Annotated in this window: 18 protein-coding genes; 5 read left to right on the forward strand and 13 right to left on the reverse strand. The window is 47.9% G+C overall.

Annotation, left to right across the window (positions count from 1 at the left end):
* Nucleotides 1–94 precede the first annotated feature (94 nt).
* From KNO94_RS07220 to KNO94_RS07230, 3 genes are read right to left on the reverse strand one after another with little or no spacing between them, the layout of a single operon-like run.
* The gene (locus KNO94_RS07220) at nt 95–835 is read right to left on the reverse strand and encodes an AAA family ATPase (protein ID WP_214778740.1); all 741 of its coding nucleotides are present in this window, start codon (nt 833–835) and stop codon (nt 95–97) included.
* Complete coding sequence (locus KNO94_RS07225) at nt 826–2,094, reverse strand: sensor histidine kinase (protein ID WP_214778513.1); 1,269 nt, start codon at nt 2,092–2,094, stop codon at nt 826–828. The genes KNO94_RS07220 and KNO94_RS07225 overlap by 10 nt, the downstream gene beginning before the upstream one ends.
* Nucleotides 2,091–2,741, reverse strand: a complete 651-nt coding sequence (locus KNO94_RS07230) for a response regulator transcription factor (RefSeq protein ID WP_214778515.1) — start codon at nt 2,739–2,741, stop codon at nt 2,091–2,093. Before KNO94_RS07230 ends, KNO94_RS07225 begins: the two co-directional genes overlap by 4 nt.
* Before the next feature lie 144 nt (nt 2,742–2,885).
* Between KNO94_RS07230 and KNO94_RS07235 the strand changes: the two genes are divergently transcribed.
* Nucleotides 2,886–3,458: a hypothetical protein gene (locus KNO94_RS07235; RefSeq protein ID WP_214778517.1), complete on the forward strand. Its 573-nt coding sequence runs from the start codon at nt 2,886–2,888 to the stop codon at nt 3,456–3,458.
* A 35-nt stretch (nt 3,459–3,493) separates the two neighbouring features.
* Here the strand turns inward: KNO94_RS07235 and KNO94_RS07240 are convergent, their stop codons facing one another.
* Entirely contained in the window at nt 3,494–4,201 is a 708-nt protein-coding gene (locus KNO94_RS07240; RefSeq protein WP_214778520.1) for a hypothetical protein, read from the reverse strand.
* Between the two features lie 63 nt (nt 4,202–4,264).
* Nucleotides 4,265–6,181 carry an endonuclease MutS2 gene (locus KNO94_RS07245; protein WP_214778522.1) on the reverse strand — a complete coding sequence of 639 codons (1,917 nt, stop codon included), beginning with the start codon at nt 6,179–6,181 and terminating at the stop codon, nt 4,265–4,267.
* Nucleotides 6,182–6,638: 457 nt separating this feature from the next.
* Here KNO94_RS07245 and KNO94_RS07250 point away from each other — a divergent pair, with 457 nt between their 5' ends.
* The 3 genes from KNO94_RS07250 to nagE are packed head-to-tail and all read left to right on the forward strand — an operon-like array spanning nt 6,639 to nt 9,483.
* Nucleotides 6,639–7,127 carry a PTS sugar transporter subunit IIA gene (locus KNO94_RS07250; RefSeq protein WP_214778524.1) on the forward strand — a complete coding sequence of 163 codons (489 nt, stop codon included), beginning with the start codon at nt 6,639–6,641 and terminating at the stop codon, nt 7,125–7,127.
* 20 nt (nt 7,128–7,147) lie between these two features.
* Nucleotides 7,148–7,996, forward strand: a complete 849-nt coding sequence (locus tag KNO94_RS07255) for a PRD domain-containing protein (protein ID WP_251125871.1) — start codon at nt 7,148–7,150, stop codon at nt 7,994–7,996.
* A complete protein-coding gene (nagE, locus tag KNO94_RS07260) occupies nt 7,993–9,483 on the forward strand; it encodes an N-acetylglucosamine-specific PTS transporter subunit IIBC (RefSeq protein WP_214778526.1) in 1,491 nt (496 codons plus the stop codon). Before KNO94_RS07255 ends, nagE begins: the two co-directional genes overlap by 4 nt.
* A gap of 15 nt (nt 9,484–9,498) precedes the next feature.
* Here nagE and KNO94_RS07265 read toward each other — a convergent pair whose 3' ends face one another.
* The 3 genes from KNO94_RS07265 to KNO94_RS07275 form a co-directional block, all read right to left on the reverse strand.
* Nucleotides 9,499–9,702 carry a hypothetical protein gene (locus tag KNO94_RS07265; protein ID WP_214778528.1) on the reverse strand — a complete coding sequence of 68 codons (204 nt, stop codon included), beginning with the start codon at nt 9,700–9,702 and terminating at the stop codon, nt 9,499–9,501.
* 69 nt (nt 9,703–9,771) lie between these two features.
* Nucleotides 9,772–10,659, reverse strand: a complete 888-nt coding sequence (gene htpX, locus KNO94_RS07270) for a zinc metalloprotease HtpX (RefSeq protein ID WP_214778743.1) — start codon at nt 10,657–10,659, stop codon at nt 9,772–9,774.
* 18 nt (nt 10,660–10,677) lie between these two features.
* Nucleotides 10,678–11,229, reverse strand: a complete 552-nt coding sequence (locus KNO94_RS07275; protein WP_353047833.1) for a LemA family protein — start codon at nt 11,227–11,229, stop codon at nt 10,678–10,680.
* A 125-nt stretch (nt 11,230–11,354) separates the two neighbouring features.
* Between KNO94_RS07275 and KNO94_RS07280 the strand changes: the two genes are divergently transcribed.
* Complete coding sequence (locus KNO94_RS07280) at nt 11,355–12,539, forward strand: amidohydrolase (protein ID WP_214778529.1); 1,185 nt, start codon at nt 11,355–11,357, stop codon at nt 12,537–12,539.
* A gap of 9 nt (nt 12,540–12,548) precedes the next feature.
* Here the strand turns inward: KNO94_RS07280 and KNO94_RS07285 are convergent, their stop codons facing one another.
* The 5 genes from KNO94_RS07285 to KNO94_RS07305 form a co-directional block, all read right to left on the reverse strand.
* Nucleotides 12,549–13,877 carry a hemolysin family protein gene (locus KNO94_RS07285; protein ID WP_214778531.1) on the reverse strand — a complete coding sequence of 443 codons (1,329 nt, stop codon included), beginning with the start codon at nt 13,875–13,877 and terminating at the stop codon, nt 12,549–12,551.
* A 90-nt stretch (nt 13,878–13,967) separates the two neighbouring features.
* Complete coding sequence (locus KNO94_RS07290; RefSeq protein ID WP_214778533.1) at nt 13,968–14,441, reverse strand: DMT family transporter; 474 nt, start codon at nt 14,439–14,441, stop codon at nt 13,968–13,970.
* Nucleotides 14,442–14,452: 11 nt separating this feature from the next.
* Nucleotides 14,453–15,127: a Crp/Fnr family transcriptional regulator gene (locus KNO94_RS07295; protein WP_214742532.1), complete on the reverse strand. Its 675-nt coding sequence runs from the start codon at nt 15,125–15,127 to the stop codon at nt 14,453–14,455.
* A gap of 14 nt (nt 15,128–15,141) precedes the next feature.
* Nucleotides 15,142–15,567 (reverse strand): DMT family transporter, encoded by a 426-nt coding sequence (locus tag KNO94_RS07300; protein WP_214742531.1) that lies wholly within the window; start codon nt 15,565–15,567, stop codon nt 15,142–15,144.
* A gap of 108 nt (nt 15,568–15,675) precedes the next feature.
* Nucleotides 15,676–16,335 (reverse strand): type 1 glutamine amidotransferase domain-containing protein, encoded by a 660-nt coding sequence (locus KNO94_RS07305; protein ID WP_214778535.1) that lies wholly within the window; start codon nt 16,333–16,335, stop codon nt 15,676–15,678.
* Nucleotides 16,336–16,538: the final 203 nt, after the last annotated feature.

The following is a 16,538-nucleotide window of genomic DNA, read 5'->3' on the forward strand; positions in this document are numbered from 1 at the left end:
ATCTTGTATATGTTGATTGCTGGGGGCATTAGTCTCGCGATCATCTTATTGCGAAAAATCACGAAAGCATGAAAAAGCGGCCGAGGCCGCTTTTTTAGTCGAACAAAATCCGTTGCATCCGCTCTGGCGCATCCAGATAGTCGCGCATGACCTTTACATGTTCCAGATCGTCAAATGCAGTCGGAGTAAGCCCCGTCTCCACTTGTAAAATCATCGCACCTGGATATGACATCAAGATAGGTGAATGACTCGCAATGATGAATTGACTGCCGGATTGGACAAGTTCATGCATGCGTGCGAGCATCGTCAATTGGCGCATCGGCGACAATGCGGCCTCTGGCTCATCCAAAATGTAGAGCCCCTCTCCACGGAATCGATGCAACATGAGGGAGAGAAACGCTTCCCCGTGCGACTGCTCATGAAGGGAACGTCCGCCATATGATTCATAAAACCGTTCAGGATCACGTCCTGACTTTGCCATCTCATCCACATAACTCGATAGCTGGTATGCCGTCTCGGCGCGTAAGAAAAAGCCATCCTTCGGTCGATACGGTCCTCGAATCGGACGCAACGCTTCATACAAAGAACTATGCGTTGACTCCGTTTCGAATTGGAAGGAAGGTGCTCCGCCTTCTGGGTTGAATCCAGCCGCGACCGCCATCCCCTCAATCAACGTCGACTTTCCACTCCCGTTTTCTCCAACGAGAAACGTGACCGGATGATGAAACGTCAGTTCATCGAGTGTCTGAAAGATTGGTAACGAGTACGGATAACCCGTTGATTGGATGCGGTCTTTCTCTAACCGCACTCCTCGTAAAAATAACGTCATGTCCATCTGATCCAAAACGTCGCCCCCTTATCTGAATCGACGCCATAAGAAAGTCCTTGTGCGTCAAGAAGTAACTTCGTGATAGCGAGACCTAAACCATGTCCGTTAGAGCGATCCCCTTTCACATACATATCCCAAATGGAATATTGGACGGCAGGGTCAATCCCGTCCCCTTCGTCTATCACGTCTAGTCGATTCGGTGTCAGTTTGATGGTAATGCGTCCCCCAATTGGGCTCGCCTCATACGCATTTCTCAAGAAGTTCGAAAGAACCCGTTCCATCGCTAGTCGATCGGCTTGTATTGTCACAGGTTCTAATTGTAAATCGAGCATCACGTCTTTTTGTCGGAACCACTCGGACATGCGTGGCGTCAATCGACGAACCAATTCATCGAGTTGAATCGATTCCATTTCAAGCGGAATGGAACCTGCGGACAATTTGGAGTATTCAAGCATCTGATTGACAAGTCGGTCGATCCGGTCCACTTCCTCGGTAATGCTTTTACCGGTTGTGGCCATCTCTGTTTCATGTACAACACCAAGCTCTAATAGTTCCGCCTCGTTTCGAACGATAGCGAGCGGTGTACGCACATCATGCGTCACGCCAGAGATGAACGATTTTTGAAGCGCTTCTTTTTCTTGAAGTGATGCGTTCATTTGTCCGATGGTGACGGTCAAATCCCCAATCTCATCATTCGTCACATTCGGTAGAGTGATGTCGTGTCGTCCCTCCATAATCGATGCGGTCGCTTGTTTCAACTCGACGAGCGGTCGCGTGAGTCGACGACTCATCCAAAACGTGACAGCGATGGCGACCAGCAGGGCCAGAATAAATCCGCCCGCTAAGATGAGGTAGATTTGTTGGAATTGTGGATTCGAGAACGGAACGGGGCTATAGGTCACAATTTGAATGTCCCCTTCTTCTTGTAAATACGTCAAAAAGCGAGTTCCGTTCACACTCACTTCATCTTGAATCGCTAAATCATCCGGATTAAGGGTGACAAGCGGCATGCGATGCATCCGTCCACCTCGTTCGAACTCAATACGCTGCCCGTTTTGGAATATCAGCACGTCAAGCTGCCCCGGGATTCCACGCCCCTCTTGAATGGCTTCATACACAATCGCTGCCTCTCGCTCTAATTGTGTGTATGTTTCCTCTTCTGCGAAACGTCCGATTAAGAGAGAGGTGAGACCAAATGTTAAAAGGGCCATCACGGCAAGCGGTAGAATGGCCGTCCAAAGTAACTTCTTCATTAATCGATTCATGACAGTCCCTCTAACCGATAACCGACCCGGTGCACGGTTTTCAGCTGTTCTTTCAAGGTGGGTGATTTATCACGCAATTGTTTAATATGCGTGTCGACCGTTCGTGTATCTCCGACAAATGCGTAATCCCACACATCATCGAGCAAACGGTTTCGGTCTAACGCCTCCCCGACATGTTTCCAAAGATATAACAGCAATTCATACTCCTTGTTCGTCAAACGAAGAGGATGACCATTTTCTTGTACCATTCTCGATTTGATGTCGATGGTGAGTGCGCCGAACTGAATCACATCTGTCTGTTTGACGAGACGCTTTAACCGAATCTCCAACTCTTTCAGGACGATCGGTTTGACCAAGTAGTCATCCGCTCCAAGTTCCAATCCAAATACACGATCATCTGCCTCACCACGAGCCGTCGTCAGGATAATTGCAGGAGCAGGCTGTTGCGCTTTTAACGTTGGAATCAAGGTCCATCCTTCTCCATCAGGAAGACGGACGTCGAGTAAAACTGCATCAAAGCGCTGGTGTAACTGTCGCTTCGCTTCTCCAAGGGTCATCGCTACGGTCACATCAAACCCTGCATATGTTAAAAAGCGGGACATGCCGTCCGCAAGTTTCTGTTCATCTTCCACAACGAGTATGTTCATCTCATATCGCCTCCACATCCATTATATCGTACCCATCAATCGTCCCACCGTTTCCCAAAGACAATTTGCAGAAATCTTGCAACTCCCTCACAACTTCCGAAGCCTTCAGTTCTACACTTGAAGTATCAAAAGGAGGAGATACACATGAAATCAAAAAAACTAGCAATCGCCTTAGCCGGTCTTTTGGCTGTATCAGGCACTGGCGTATATGCCGCGACAAATGACACGACAACTGACGAAACGACAACGACAGAATCCACACAATGTGATCGTGGTGAAAAAGGACCCGGTATGTTCGGGGACCGAGAAGCGGGTCATGCCGCTCTCATCGAAGCGCTCGGTTTAACGGAAGAAGAAGTGGATGCGGCTCGTGAAAACGGGCAATCTCTCCCTGAACTCGCAGAAGAAAAAGGGATTTCCATTGAAGCGTTCATCGACGCCATCATGACGTCGCATGAAGAAAAGCTCGCGACTGCTGTGGAAGAAGGAAACTTGACGCAAGAAGAAGCGGATCAAATCCTCGCTGACCATGAAGAGCGTTTTGCCGATGTGACGAGTTACGATGACTTAGAAGATGCTCGCGGCATGCGTGGTGGACGTGAAGGTGGTCGCCATGGGCATGGTCACGGTCCATATCATGACGATTCATCTTCTTCAGATGATGATGCTTCAACAGAGAGCGACAGCAACGTAGAAAATCAAAGCAACAGCTTATAAGTCAAAAGGCAGCCACGACGCACGTGGCTGCCTTTTCATATGACGAGTAACAACAACGCATAACCTAATAACCCAACCAAAAATGCACCGAAACTACTTTCTCGTTCAGCAGGTAGCTCTTCTTTCATGACATTCAAGATGACACCTCCTGCTAAAAAAGCGACAACAATCGATAAGCCGAGATCATTCACTTCCGCAAAGGTGCCAACTGCCCATCCGATGAGTACAGCAAGTGATAAAAAGATTCGTCCACGCTGATCATAGAGTTGCTGATGATGCTGACGTAACCCTTGATCAACCGTTACAAAGTGTATACCGAGTGCCACAAAATAGAGGAACATCGTCCCATTCGATTGGAACTCACTTTCTGCGAGCACATACCCGATGCTAAACGTATAAAGCGTGAAGGAACCGATGTGAATCCAAAACACATACGGTTTTTGTTTACGCTTATTGGCCGTTGCGAATCGTTCGAGCCCATAAAAGACAGCCAGTCCTAACATACTGATGATCAAGATATGGTTCTCGAGGGAAGCGAAGATATTATTTCCAATCTCTCCTTCGAGTTCGCGTTGATACTCATTCAACTCGGGCAACAAGTGTAAAAAAACATAAGCAACGGCAATTCCACCTGCTATCGATAAAAAGCGGCTCCTCGGCACTTCATGCACATGAAGAAGTTTTCCCGAAAAAAAGTGAATCACCGCAAAACCGAGTGCAAACCAAAAGCTTAAGTCGAACACATAAGTCCCTCCCACATTAAGACTTCTCTCTATGTGCTCTTACCCGTTCGCTGTATGCTACATTCATTTTTGGTTTGATTGCTCTTGTTTCTTTCTTGCCCGAATCTCTTTCTCCACTCGTCGTAACGCTTTTTTCGATCCGCGTGCAAAGTCATGCGCTTCCTTTCGTTCTTGATACGTCGTAAACAATGTATCCAAATCATAATCAGCCGGATAAAGCTCCGTTGCTCGTGCTTCTAACCGGACACGACGACTCGGCAACTCTACATATTCCGAATCTACGAAAACGCGAACATGTCGACGCGATGCATCAACCGAATAGACAAGCCCGACTTGATTCGTCTCTAACAACCGGACACGGTCACCTTTTTCAAAGCGTTCCGCCTCTTCAAGCGGTGCCGCTTCGATTTCGCGTGTGATTTTAGAATCATCGACTTTCGTAGTGTCATACGTTTTCTCGTTCATGTAACGGGATGCTTGTTTCAGAATCGCTTCCGGTAACTTCATCTTACGGGCGATAAAGAGGGCGTTGCTGTCGCCTGACTGCCCCATGAGCAGTCGGTATTTCGGTTCGAGCGTTTCCGGATCAAACTGCATCGCAGCGTTCATGAAATCTGGGTGGGCTTCAGAATAGGATTTGATTTCACCATAATGTGTCGATGCCACAACGATTGCGCCCCGTTTATATGCCGCTTCTAAGATGGCAATCGCAAGAGCGGCTCCTTCGTTCGGTTCCGTCCCGCTTCCGATTTCATCGAATAACAAGAGCGACCGTTTTCCAGCGGTCTGCATGATACTCGCTACGTTGTACATGTGTGCAGAGAACGTACTGAGTGCCGATTCCAAGTCTTGATTATCTCCGATATCGACGAACACCTCATCAAATGTCGAAATGACTGTATCCGTGTGAGCCGGGATATGCAGTCCCGTCATCGTCATCAGACTAAGGAGTCCAATCGTTTTCAAGACGACCGTCTTCCCGCCGGCGTTCGGTCCGGTGATGATCAAGCCGCGATAGTCTGTACCGATGGCAAAATCAAGTGGCACAGCGCTTTCTAAGAGCGGATGACGTACTTGTTTCAATCGGATGTGACCGGTCGCATTGACGTGTGGTATCACGCCATCAATCGACTGACTGTACTTCCCTTTTGCGAAGACCATATCGTACTGGGCGATGACATCGAGCGTCGATTCGATGTCAGGAAGGACTTCTGTCACCGCTCCCGTCAACGTCGCTAGCACTTGATACACCTCTACCGCTTCTTCTGTACGTTTGACGACAAGTTCAGCGTTTAACTTCGCAATTGCTTCCGGTTCGATAAAGACCGTCGTCCCTCGATTCGAGGTATCTACAATCGTCCCTGCCACTTTATGCTTATAAGAAGCTTTGATTGGAATGGTGAAGCGGTCCTGTTTTTTCGTGACAAATCCGTCTTGGATCATCTCGCGATTAGCGGCGCTCTTTAAGAACTTGGTCAATCGTTCCTCGATTCGTCCTTCTAAAATGTCGACTTGCTTACGAATCCGCTTCAACTCTTTCGATGCTTCATCGACGACCTGTCCGGCTCGAATCGCTTGTGTGATGTCTTCTTCTAACGTTCGCCATTCGCCCATACCGGCAGCATAAGCCGAAAGAAGCGGTGCAAAGAATTCATGCTCGAGCATGAATCGCTTGAGTTTGCGTGCCCCTCGTAAAAACTCGGCGACCGCTTCAAGCTCTGTTGCCTCGAGTTGGATGCCTCGTTGCAGTTTTCCGATAATGGTCTCCATGTCAGACACACCGATGAACGGGACGTGTGACGTCGCGTCTAGAATCGCGCGGGCTTCGGATGTTTCTTGCAGGCGCTTCTTCACCGTCGTAATGTGGCTCGTTGGGCGTTGCTGTCGAAGAAGTCGTCTTCCGAATCCGCTGATGCAGAAGCGCTCTACTTTCGTCATCAATTCGTTGTATTGTAATTTTTCAAATGTTTGTTCGTTCATGTGTCTCTCTCCTCAAATGATAGAATCGAGATACCGCGCAAACAAAAAAGCGTCGGTCGATGACGACCAACGCAAAAAGACAGACGGGTGTCTGGCAGTTTTTGATGGGCGGTATCTGTAACGGAACATGACGGCATGACAAAAAGACGTGTCATCCGACATTTTTCAGTTCGTTAGGCAGATACAACCTCACTCATCAACATGCAACACCTTTCTTACTTAGATTCGCCCTTACTATACAACAGATTCATCCCCTTGTAAAATTTTAGAGAACGCTTTCAAAAAAGACTTGTGTCTCAAACCAACACATGTTATGTTGAACGTGAAGAAACGAATAGCGATCACATGTGACTGATTCGATCAGGCATGGGGTAAGACGTACGGTGCATGCCATCCGTCTATACTCCATGCCTGTTTTGTTTTTCGGTGTTTTGTTTCAAGAAAGGATGTAGTAGACATGCTATGGAATAAGTTAATGAATCGACACAAACCGACACTGCACTCACCAATGGAAGGAGACGTCATTCCACTCGAACAAGTAGCGGACCCGGTCTTCAGTGAAAAAATGATGGGGGATGGTATTGCCATCACACCAACAGACGGCGCCGTCGTCTCACCGGCTGACGGGGAGATTGTACAAATCGCTCCGACCAAGCACGCCATCGGCATTCGGACCGAGGATGGGGCTGAGATTTTGATACACGTCGGTCTCGATACCGTCGAACTCGAAGGTCGACCGTTTGATCTTCAAGTAGATGTGGGTGACCACGTCAAAACGGGACAGCTGTTACTCACAGCAGACTTGGCGCAAATTCATCAGGCTGGTAAAGACACGGTCACGCCAATGGTCGTGACGAATGGTGGCGCACTCGCTCATCATTATGCCTTCACGTTCACGAAAGAAGCTGTTCCGGGCAAGACGGTTGTCGCCCGAGTGGAAGCGTGACTCCGGAATAAGGAGGACACATGATTAAAATCAAAAAGATTCTAAACAACAATGCGGTCATCGTCTCAGACGAGGGTGAAGAAAAGATTGCGATTGGGCCAGGTGTCGCGTTTAAAAAAGCGAAAAACGACATCGTGAATCCCCACAAAATTGAAAAACTATTCATCATGCCGGAGAATGACAAGTTCCAACAGTTGTTGAGCCGGATTCCTGTCGAACACTTCACCGTTTCCGAGGATATTATCTCGTATGCGGAAAAGCGTCTCGAGACATCGTTCAATGAACACATCCACCTTGTGTTGACCGACCATATCTCGTTCGCCATCGAGCGGGAAATGGATGGCATCTCGTTACGCAACAAACTGTTGAATGAGATTAAAATCCTCTATCGAAATGAGTACGAAATTGGACTATGGGCAATCGAACATATTGCTGAAAAACTGAACGTTCAAATGCCGAAAGACGAAGCTGCGTTCATCGCGCTTCATATCCATACGATGAAAGTGAAAGGAGGTGATTTACGCAAGACGGTCAAACAGACAACGATTGTCCGCGACATGATTCAATCGATTTCACGACGACTCGATGTATCCATTGAAGAAGATGACTTATCCTACCAACGATTATTAACTCATTTACGGTTCGTCATGGATCGTGTCAACCATTACGATCATCACACGATTGATGAAGACATGCTCCGCATGATTCAGACGAAATTCACGTCTGCCTATGCCTGTGCATCGGATGTCGCGAAAGAAATGGAAGAGACCTATGGCGTCGTCTTGCCCGAGTCAGAACTTGGTTATATTACGCTCCACATTCAACGTCTACAAGATCAACACCATCAAAAAGGAGGAAATCAACAATGATGAACTTTTTCCAACGTCTCGGACGTTCCCTCATGTTACCGGTCGCCGTACTTCCGGCTGCTGCCATTCTCATGGGGATTGGTTATTGGATTGACCCAGTCGGCTGGGGATCTGAAAACATTGCCGCTGCATTCTTAATTAAAGCGGGTGCCGCTATTATCGATAACATTCCAATTCTATTCGCAGTCGGGGTTGCGCTCGGAATGGCTAAGAACCGCGACGGTTCAGCCGCACTCAGTGGACTCGTTGCCTTCTTGACGGTCACAACGCTTCTCTCTGCAGGAACGGTTGCATTGTTCCAAGGAATTGACGTCGAAGCCGTTAACCCGGCATTCGGCAAAATCGGGAACGCATTCGTCGGGATTTTATCTGGTCTCGTCGCTGCTTCCATGTATAATCGCTTCAGTCAAGTCAAACTACCAGATGCTCTCGCCTTCTTTAGTGGGAAGCGTCTCGTACCAATCATGACAGCCTTCTCGATGATTCTCGTATCGGTCGCCCTTTACTTCATCTGGCCGGTCGTCTATACGGGTCTCGTCGGATTCGGAGAATCGATTTCAAAACTCGGCGCATTCGGTGCCGGACTCTACGGATTCTTTAACCGTCTCTTGATTCCAACCGGTCTCCACCACGCCCTCAACTCGGTATTTTGGTTCGACGTCGCAGGAATCAACGACATCGGAAACTTCTGGTCAGGTCAAGGTGAAAAAGGTGTGACGGGGATGTACCAAGCAGGTTACTTCCCAATCATGATGTTCGGTCTTCCGGCCGCAGCACTCGCGATGTACCATACAGCGAAAACAAAACGGAAGAAACAAGCGGCTTCGCTTCTTCTCGCAGCGGCATTCGCTTCATTCTTCACAGGGGTAACAGAACCACTCGAGTTCTCATTCATGTTCCTCGCACCTGTTCTTTACCTTGTCCACGCCGTCCTTACAGGAATTTCGCTCTTCGTTGCGGCAACGTTCCAATGGACAGCCGGCTTCGGATTTAGCGCAGGCTTGGTCGACTTCATCTTGAGCTCACGCTTGCCGCTTGCGAACCAACCGTATATGCTCATCGTTCAAGGTCTCGTGTTCGCAGTCATTTACTACGTCATCTTCCGCTTCATGATTGTGAAGCTCAACTTGGCGACGCCAGGTCGTGAACCAGATGAAGTTGTCGATGCGGTTGCAAGTGAGACAGCAGACGGTGAAACGAAAGTGGCTCCAGTCGCATCTGCTTCAGGTAGCGAATACTCAGCGATGGCAAATATGATTTATGACGGTCTTGGCGGTGACAGCAACGTCACTGGAATCGAGTCTTGCATTACACGCCTACGCGTCGATGTCAAAGACATGGATACCGTCAACCAAGATCAAATCAAGAAAGCGGGTATCCCAGGAATCAAAGTCGTCAGTCCAAATCACATTCAAGTCATTGTCGGTACAAACGTCCAGTTCGTCCTCGATGAGATTGAAAAAATCCGTAGCCACCGTGCCGGATGAACGTCGAAAGCCACCTCATTCAGGTGGCTTTTCTTGTTTGGCTGCATATTGTTGATAGAATTGAATGAAATAGTAGAGGAAAATCCACGGCAAGATGTATTGCGTAAGCCACATGATGACACGCATCAATTGCCAAATTGGGTTATTGAATATCGATCCCGATAAGAAAATGACAACACAGAAGATCAGACTATACCCTATGTATTTCTTTTTACTCAACTCACCCGCCTCCTTATTTTCCCAATTCAGTGTAACATAAAGAGCCTACCGCAACGGATAGGCTCTTATTTACATTTGACGAAGTCGGGAAATACGCTCGACCGGATCCGGGTGTGTTGAGAACAGACCGCTCACTTTCTTCTTAAGTGGGTCGGAGAAGTAAAGCGGTGCCGAGGCACTCGACGCTTGCTCGACGGGCGTCTCGACGTTCGCAATCTTCTCAAGCGCCGAGGCGAGAGCGTCCGGGTTCCGGGTCAGTTCCGCCCCACTCGCATCTGCCAAGAACTCACGATTCCGTGAAATCGCCATATTGATGAGCATGGCGATGAGCGGTGCCAATACCAACAAGACGAGTCCGATGATCAAAAAGATGGGATTCTGATTCTGATCACGTCGTCCACCACCAATACTTCGGAAAAAGAGCATACGCGATCCAATATCGCTCATGATGGCGATGACTGACACGAGTGCGAGCGTGACCGTCGAGAGTCGTACATCATAATTTTTAATGTGTGCGACCTCATGCGCAATCACCCCCTCTACTTCTTCTCGTGAGAGTCGTTCTAATAGCCCTGTCGTGACGGCGACGGCTGCCTTTTCCGGTTTCAATCCGGTCGCGAAAGCATTCGGGGACGGGTCGTTGATGATAAAGATACGAGGCATCGGTACTCGCGCGACCATCGCCATGTTCTCGACCGTATGCCATAAAAAGCGGTGTTCTTCCACTGAAGTCACCTCTTGTGCCCGATTCATCTTCATGACGATGTTCGTACTCGACATGATCACGATGCCGACATAAAACAACGAGAAGACGGGTGTGAAGATCAATCCTGGGAGTGCGTCCCCATAATTGACATAGGAAATGGCCGCTCCGACAAGAAGGACAAACAAGACAAACCCTGTGACGATGAAGACCGTCTTCACTTTATTCTTTCGAATCTGTTCATAGAGGAGCATACGCGCCACCTCGATTCATCAAAATGAGACGCGAACGTTCTCGCGCTCTTCGGCACGTGCCTCGAGCATATCGCGCTTTTCGAAATGATGGACGGAAGCGATGATGTTCGTCGGGACCGATTCGATTTTCGTGTTATATTTCATGACCGTATTGTTATAGAGTTGACGCGAATACGCCACCTTATTTTCCGTCTGTGTCAATTCTTCCTGCAACATCTTAAAGTTCTCGTTCGCTTTCAAGTCCGGATACGCCTCACGAAGCGCGAAGAGATTTTTCAGTGCTCCACTCAATTGATCGTTCACTGCCATTTGGTCCTGACGATTCGACTTTTCTCCGAGCTGATTTCTCAGTTCGACGACCTTCGCAAGCGTTTCTTGCTCGTGTTTCGCATAGCCCTTCACCGTCTCGACCAAGTTCGGAATCAGATCATACCGCCGCTTCAACTGTACATCGATTTGAGCCCATGCCTCATCGACCCAATTTCGATATTTGACGAGCCCGTTGTACATTGAAAAATAGATGAGTACGAGCACGACAACCGCTACAATCGCAATAATCCACCCCATGATAGCACCTCATTTCTTCAGTTTCTCCTGTATTAATTCCCTTTACTCGTATAAGATAAGCTTAACTTTCATAAAAAACTGTAAATGCATTCAATTCTTGACGCGAGGGTCACAAAGGAGTGTACGCAATGGTTGTCACGAATGCCGAAATACGTTTGACTGAGTTGTTCGAAGAGATGGTGTCGCTAAGACGTCATTTTCATCAGTATCCAGAACTATCTTTCCAAGAAGTCGAGACACCGAAGATGATTGCTTCTTATCTCCGTGAACTTGGAATCGAAGTACGTGAGCACGTTGGCGGTAATGGGGTCGTCGGTCGAATCAAAGGCGGGGATGGTCCGACCATCGCGTTACGTGCTGATTTTGATGCGCTTCCCATTCAAGATTTGAAGGACGTTCCCTATCGTTCAAAAGTGAACGGTGTGATGCATGCTTGTGGACATGATGCCCATACAGCGACACTCCTCGTTCTTGCAAAAGTACTGACCGAGATGCCTCTTCCTGGAGATGTCGTATTGATTCATCAATTTGCTGAGGAATTGGCTCCAGGTGGTGCCAAACCGATGATTGAAGACGGTTGTCTCGACAACGTGGATTATATATACGGTGCGCATATTTGGACGCCACTCCCCTTCGGAACGATCGGTGTAAAAACTGGACCTGTCATGGCTGCGGCTGATCGCTTTGAATTGACTATTACAGGAAAGGGCGGACACGGCGCGATTCCTCAACATACGGTCGATGCCCTTATGGTCGCTGTGAACGTGGCGAATCATCTCCAACAGGTGGTCAGCCGCCGAGTCGACCCGCTTGAACCTGCCGTGTTAACCATCGGGACGCTCCACTCCGGACAAGCGTTCAACGTCATTGCCGAAGAAGCGAGATTATCTGGTACCGTGCGTACATTCACTCGGGAGATACAAGAAAAAATCATCTCTGATATGGAACGAATCATCCGATCCGTCTGTGAGGCGAGTGATGCCGATTATGAATTGGAGTATATAAAAGGATATCCGGCTGTCATCAATCATATGAGGGAAACAGAACTCGTTCGCGAGAGCGCACTTGACGTCGTCGGCGCAGACGGTGTCATTGAGATGGCACCGCTCATGGTCGGAGAAGACTTTGCGTATTATATGGAACATGTTCCAGGTAGTTTTTTCTTCGCAGGTGCAGGAAATCCCGAGCTCTCCGCAATCTTCCCTCATCATCATCCTCGCTTCGATGTGGATGAACGGGCGATGTTGCACACAGCCCAAGTCTTGTTAGGCTCGTTACAACGAACGTGGATGACACACGAAAAAGAGGGCTGATGCATCGCATCAGTCCTCTTCTGTAATTGGTTCTTGTAGCTCTGAGACAAGAACCTGGTCGACACGCTTCCCGTCCATATCTACGACTTCAAAGCGAAGACCGTACGCTTCCACCACATCGCCCCGTTTCGGAAAATCGCCCAGTGCATAAATGACGAGTCCTGCGAGCGTATGATAGGAGTTACGCCCTTCGTCGAATCGGTCATCCCGAATCTCGAATGTTCGTTTCAAATCCTCGATCCCGAGCAATCCATCCGCTAAATATGATCCATCTTCACGACGAACCACTTCCGGTGTATCTTCTTCAATCATGACTTCTCCGACGATTTCTTCTAAAATATCGAACAATGTGACCATGCCGAGGAATCCGCCGTATTCATCTAAGACGAAGGCAATTTCGACACCATTTTTCTGCATCATCTGAAGCACTTGGCTCGCCTCTCGCTGTTTCGGAACGATGAGCGGCTGTTTGATGCGCTTCAAAATTTGTGACGGCTCACGCAGTGTCGGTAACGTCAAAATATCACGTACGTCGATGTATCCGACAAAATCGTCAAGCGAGTCGCGCCCGACCGGTAACTTGTTATGTTTACTTTCATAGATCGATTTCTTCATATCGTCCATGTCATCTTCTAAGTCGACCCATTCGAGCGTCGTCCGTGGTTGCATGAGCTCGTAAATCAATTGATCATGAAACGCAAAGACCCGTTCGACTTGCCGAACTTCTTCATGAGCGAACTGACCTTGCTGTGCGCCTTCGAACAAGAGTTGTTTGATCTCGAGTTCGGTCTCCCCACTCGTCTGTTCCGCCTTCAATCCAAGTAGCTTGAATAAGAAAAGCGTCGATTTCGATAAAATCCAAATGAACGGTTTCATCACCTTGCTGAATAGATCGAGCGAAGGAATAATCGCCATCGTGACTTTCTCAGGCGAGACGAGCGCGATCCGTTTCGGGACCAATTCACCGATAATCAGGGATAGATACGTGATAATTGTAACGACGGCCACATAAGCAACGGTTCCGGCATACTGCATACTCATCCCGGCTTGTTCAAACGCCGATGCGAGCGGTGCCGAGAAGCGTGCGCCCCCGTAGGCCCCGTTAATAATCCCAATCAATGTGATTCCGACTTGAACGGTCGACAACAAATCTGTCGGGTCTTTCGAATAATGAAGCGCAATCTTGGCACTTCGTTTCCCTCGATTTGCTTCAACCTCAAGTTTTGCAGGTTTCGATGAGATGAGCGCAATTTCTGTCATCGCAAAAATCCCGTTCAACACAATCAAAAACAAAACAATCAACAAATCAATCACTATGGAAGAATCCACTTTTTTCATCACCTCAGCTATTTTTTAACCATACTGCTTCATTTTATCAAAAAATCGTTACCAACCTGTACCCGTTTTGCTCAGAAAAATAGCCACTCCTCAAGAAGTGGCTTCGTTGACAGCTTGTTTGGCGATGGCTGCCGTCTGAGACTGTTTAAAGAGAATAACTCCGACGAGCAGGACCGTAAGCCCAACGACTTGTCCAGCTGATAACGTGATTTGAGGCATCCCGAAGGCGCCGTACAAATCGACGACTAATGCCCAAATGAGTTGTGACACGAGAATGAGTGACACGGACAACGTGGGTCCAAGAATCTGGATGCTGCGCATGACACAGTACACGACCCCGACCCCAAGCAAACCACCGAGCCAATAGATTGGCGATAAGTCACGTAATCCAGCAATATTTCCTCCAAATAATACTAACGGGATGATGGATCCAACCAAACCAACAATAAAGACCAATACCGTGGTGGCCCATGCCCCTAAATTTGTATTCATTTTCGCGTTGACCGCCGCCTGTACGCTAATAAATGCCCCAGCCACTGCCGAACAGATGATCCCAAAAATCATATAACCCCTCCTTACTCATAAAACATGCCGTTCGCACGTTCCTTCAATCGCTCACTGTTTAAGATGATCACTTCTTTTCTCGTTCGTTTGACCAATCCTTCATCGACGAATGCCTGTAGCGTTCGGTTCAAGTGACGATAACTCGTCCCGAGCCATTCTGCGACTTCTTTCCGTTTCAGTTGACTCATCTCCGCTTGAAACAGTTCATTCCCGGATTCACTGAGAGAAATCAAGTAACCGGCCAACCGCTCTTCAAGAGTCGACATGAGATGGTTGGATGAAGCGTTCGCCTCAATGAATAACTTTTCGGATACGCCTCGTAACAGATGCTCCGTGAATTCGACCGTTCGATTATATCGTCGAAGCGCCTCGAACGGGATACGCAGACACGTAACGGGACCGACTGCTTCAACTGTATGCAAGACGTTACGCCCGCTCGCATACTCGATATCCCCAATCAGCGTAGGGGCTGCTTTTAGCCGTAATAATCGAAGCTTCCCTTCTTCACTGAGCGTATAAATTTTGACACGCCCTTCAAGGACTACGAATAAAGATTCGATGTGCTGATCGTTCGAACATAACATGGTCCCGGACGCATATGTCACCAAAGACGAGGACTCAAGCGTTTCATTCGAAAATAGATGATTCCACTGCAATCGTGTCAGTGCATCCATAACATTCATCATGTAAAGTGAACTCCTTAAGAAAATGTATAAATTCCGATGCCAACGACCATCAAGACGAGTCCCATGACCTGTCCCGTGTTCATCGGTTTCCGTTTGACCCCAAACCAGCCATTCAAATCAATGATAAAGGCTCCTATCAATTGCGCTACAAGCAATACACAGATTGCCCATGTGACCCCTAGTTGTTGAATCGCCGTCAATTCGCCGAATACAACGAATACGCCGAACAATCCTCCTAAACTATAATACCAAGGTACACGCTTGAAGGCTGTCATATCCGCATCCCGCTTGAAGAAATAAATCGCTAGCGCCAATAAAAGTCCAACGAAGTGAACGATGGTGACCGACATCCATGCCCCGACCGCATCTCCTAATTTCGCATTAAAGATTCCTTGGAGGGCGATGAACGTCCCAGATAAGATGGCAAATAAAATTCCCATGTCATTCCCCTTTCTCTCCGTATGACTTTACGAAAAGGAAGAGGACTTGAATAGGACATATGTCCAAAACAAAAAAGCAACTTCGACATTCGAAGTTGCTTCACTCAATTATCCGAGTAATTTGACAAGCTCTTTCCCGACTGCTTCAGAAGACTGCGGGTTTTGTCCTGTGACGAGTCGCTCATCAACCGCCACGTTCACCGCCCAGTTGTCAGCTCCTTTGAACTGCCCACCTTGATTGCGTAGTCCCGTTTCAAGTAAGAACGGTACGGTAGAATCGAGCTGCATCTCTTTTTCTTCTGCATCGGTGAACCCTGTCACCTGTTTATCTTTAACGAGTGGCTCATCGTTGCTGAGTTTCACATTGACCAATCCAATTGGTCCGTGGCAAACTGCCCCGACAATATTTCCACTCTCGTATACATTGCGAATGACACGTTGTAACGTTTCATTTTCTGGGAAATCAACAACTGTCCCGTGACCACCCGGTAAGAAGATTGCATCGTACGACTCGTCTGCGACTTGATCGAGACGAGCTGTGTCTTTGAGCAATTCCCGTGTATTGAGAATGTCTTCTGACAAACCATCTTCTAAACTATTCGCATCGATTGGCACGTCTCCACCTTCGATACTCGCGACCGTCACTTTATATCCTTCTTTTTCGAACAATAAATAAGGAACGGCAAACTCTTCAAGCCAAAGTCCCGTTGCATGACCATTTGATAATTGATTTGCTGACGTCGTGACAATCAGTACATGTTTCGACATACTCAATTCCTCCTTCAATAAAATCAACATACGACTCTACTGTTCCCGATTCATCATCTGTTAAACCCAATGACCTGCCGTCTCACGACAAGGCATATCTTTTTTTGACCTGGTAATTTATTCATCCTCCCTTTTTCTTCCGACCTCCTATACTGAGGAGGAATCGCAATTCTAGTCTATGAAGGAGACGTGTGCCATGACGA

The organism is Exiguobacterium sp. s22 (genome assembly GCF_018617455.1).
Taxonomy (GTDB): Bacteria; Bacillota; Bacilli; order Exiguobacteriales; family Exiguobacteriaceae; genus Exiguobacterium.

Bases quoted from the DNA above. Each gene is read 5' to 3' on its own strand.
- KNO94_RS07220 (WP_214778740.1), bottom strand. From the start codon at position 835: ATGGACATGACGTTATTTTTACGAGGAGTGCGGTTAGAGAAAGACCGC.
- KNO94_RS07225 (WP_214778513.1), bottom strand. From the start codon at position 2,094: ATGAATCGATTAATGAAGAAGTTACTTTGGACGGCCATTCTACCGCTT.
- KNO94_RS07230 (WP_214778515.1), bottom strand. From the start codon at position 2,741: ATGAACATACTCGTTGTGGAAGATGAACAGAAACTTGCGGACGGCATG.
- KNO94_RS07235 (WP_214778517.1), top strand. From the start codon at position 2,886: ATGAAATCAAAAAAACTAGCAATCGCCTTAGCCGGTCTTTTGGCTGTA.
- KNO94_RS07245 (WP_214778522.1), bottom strand. From the start codon at position 6,181: ATGAACGAACAAACATTTGAAAAATTACAATACAACGAATTGATGACG.
- KNO94_RS07250 (WP_214778524.1), top strand. From the start codon at position 6,639: ATGCTATGGAATAAGTTAATGAATCGACACAAACCGACACTGCACTCA.
- KNO94_RS07255 (WP_251125871.1), top strand. From the start codon at position 7,148: ATGATTAAAATCAAAAAGATTCTAAACAACAATGCGGTCATCGTCTCA.
- nagE (WP_214778526.1), top strand. From the start codon at position 7,993: ATGATGAACTTTTTCCAACGTCTCGGACGTTCCCTCATGTTACCGGTC.
- htpX (WP_214778743.1), bottom strand. From the start codon at position 10,659: ATGCTCCTCTATGAACAGATTCGAAAGAATAAAGTGAAGACGGTCTTC.
- KNO94_RS07280 (WP_214778529.1), top strand. From the start codon at position 11,355: ATGGTTGTCACGAATGCCGAAATACGTTTGACTGAGTTGTTCGAAGAG.
- KNO94_RS07285 (WP_214778531.1), bottom strand. From the start codon at position 13,877: ATGAAAAAAGTGGATTCTTCCATAGTGATTGATTTGTTGATTGTTTTG.
- KNO94_RS07290 (WP_214778533.1), bottom strand. From the start codon at position 14,441: ATGATTTTTGGGATCATCTGTTCGGCAGTGGCTGGGGCATTTATTAGC.
- KNO94_RS07295 (WP_214742532.1), bottom strand. From the start codon at position 15,127: ATGATGAATGTTATGGATGCACTGACACGATTGCAGTGGAATCATCTA.
- KNO94_RS07300 (WP_214742531.1), bottom strand. From the start codon at position 15,567: ATGGGAATTTTATTTGCCATCTTATCTGGGACGTTCATCGCCCTCCAA.
- KNO94_RS07305 (WP_214778535.1), bottom strand. From the start codon at position 16,335: ATGTCGAAACATGTACTGATTGTCACGACGTCAGCAAATCAATTATCA.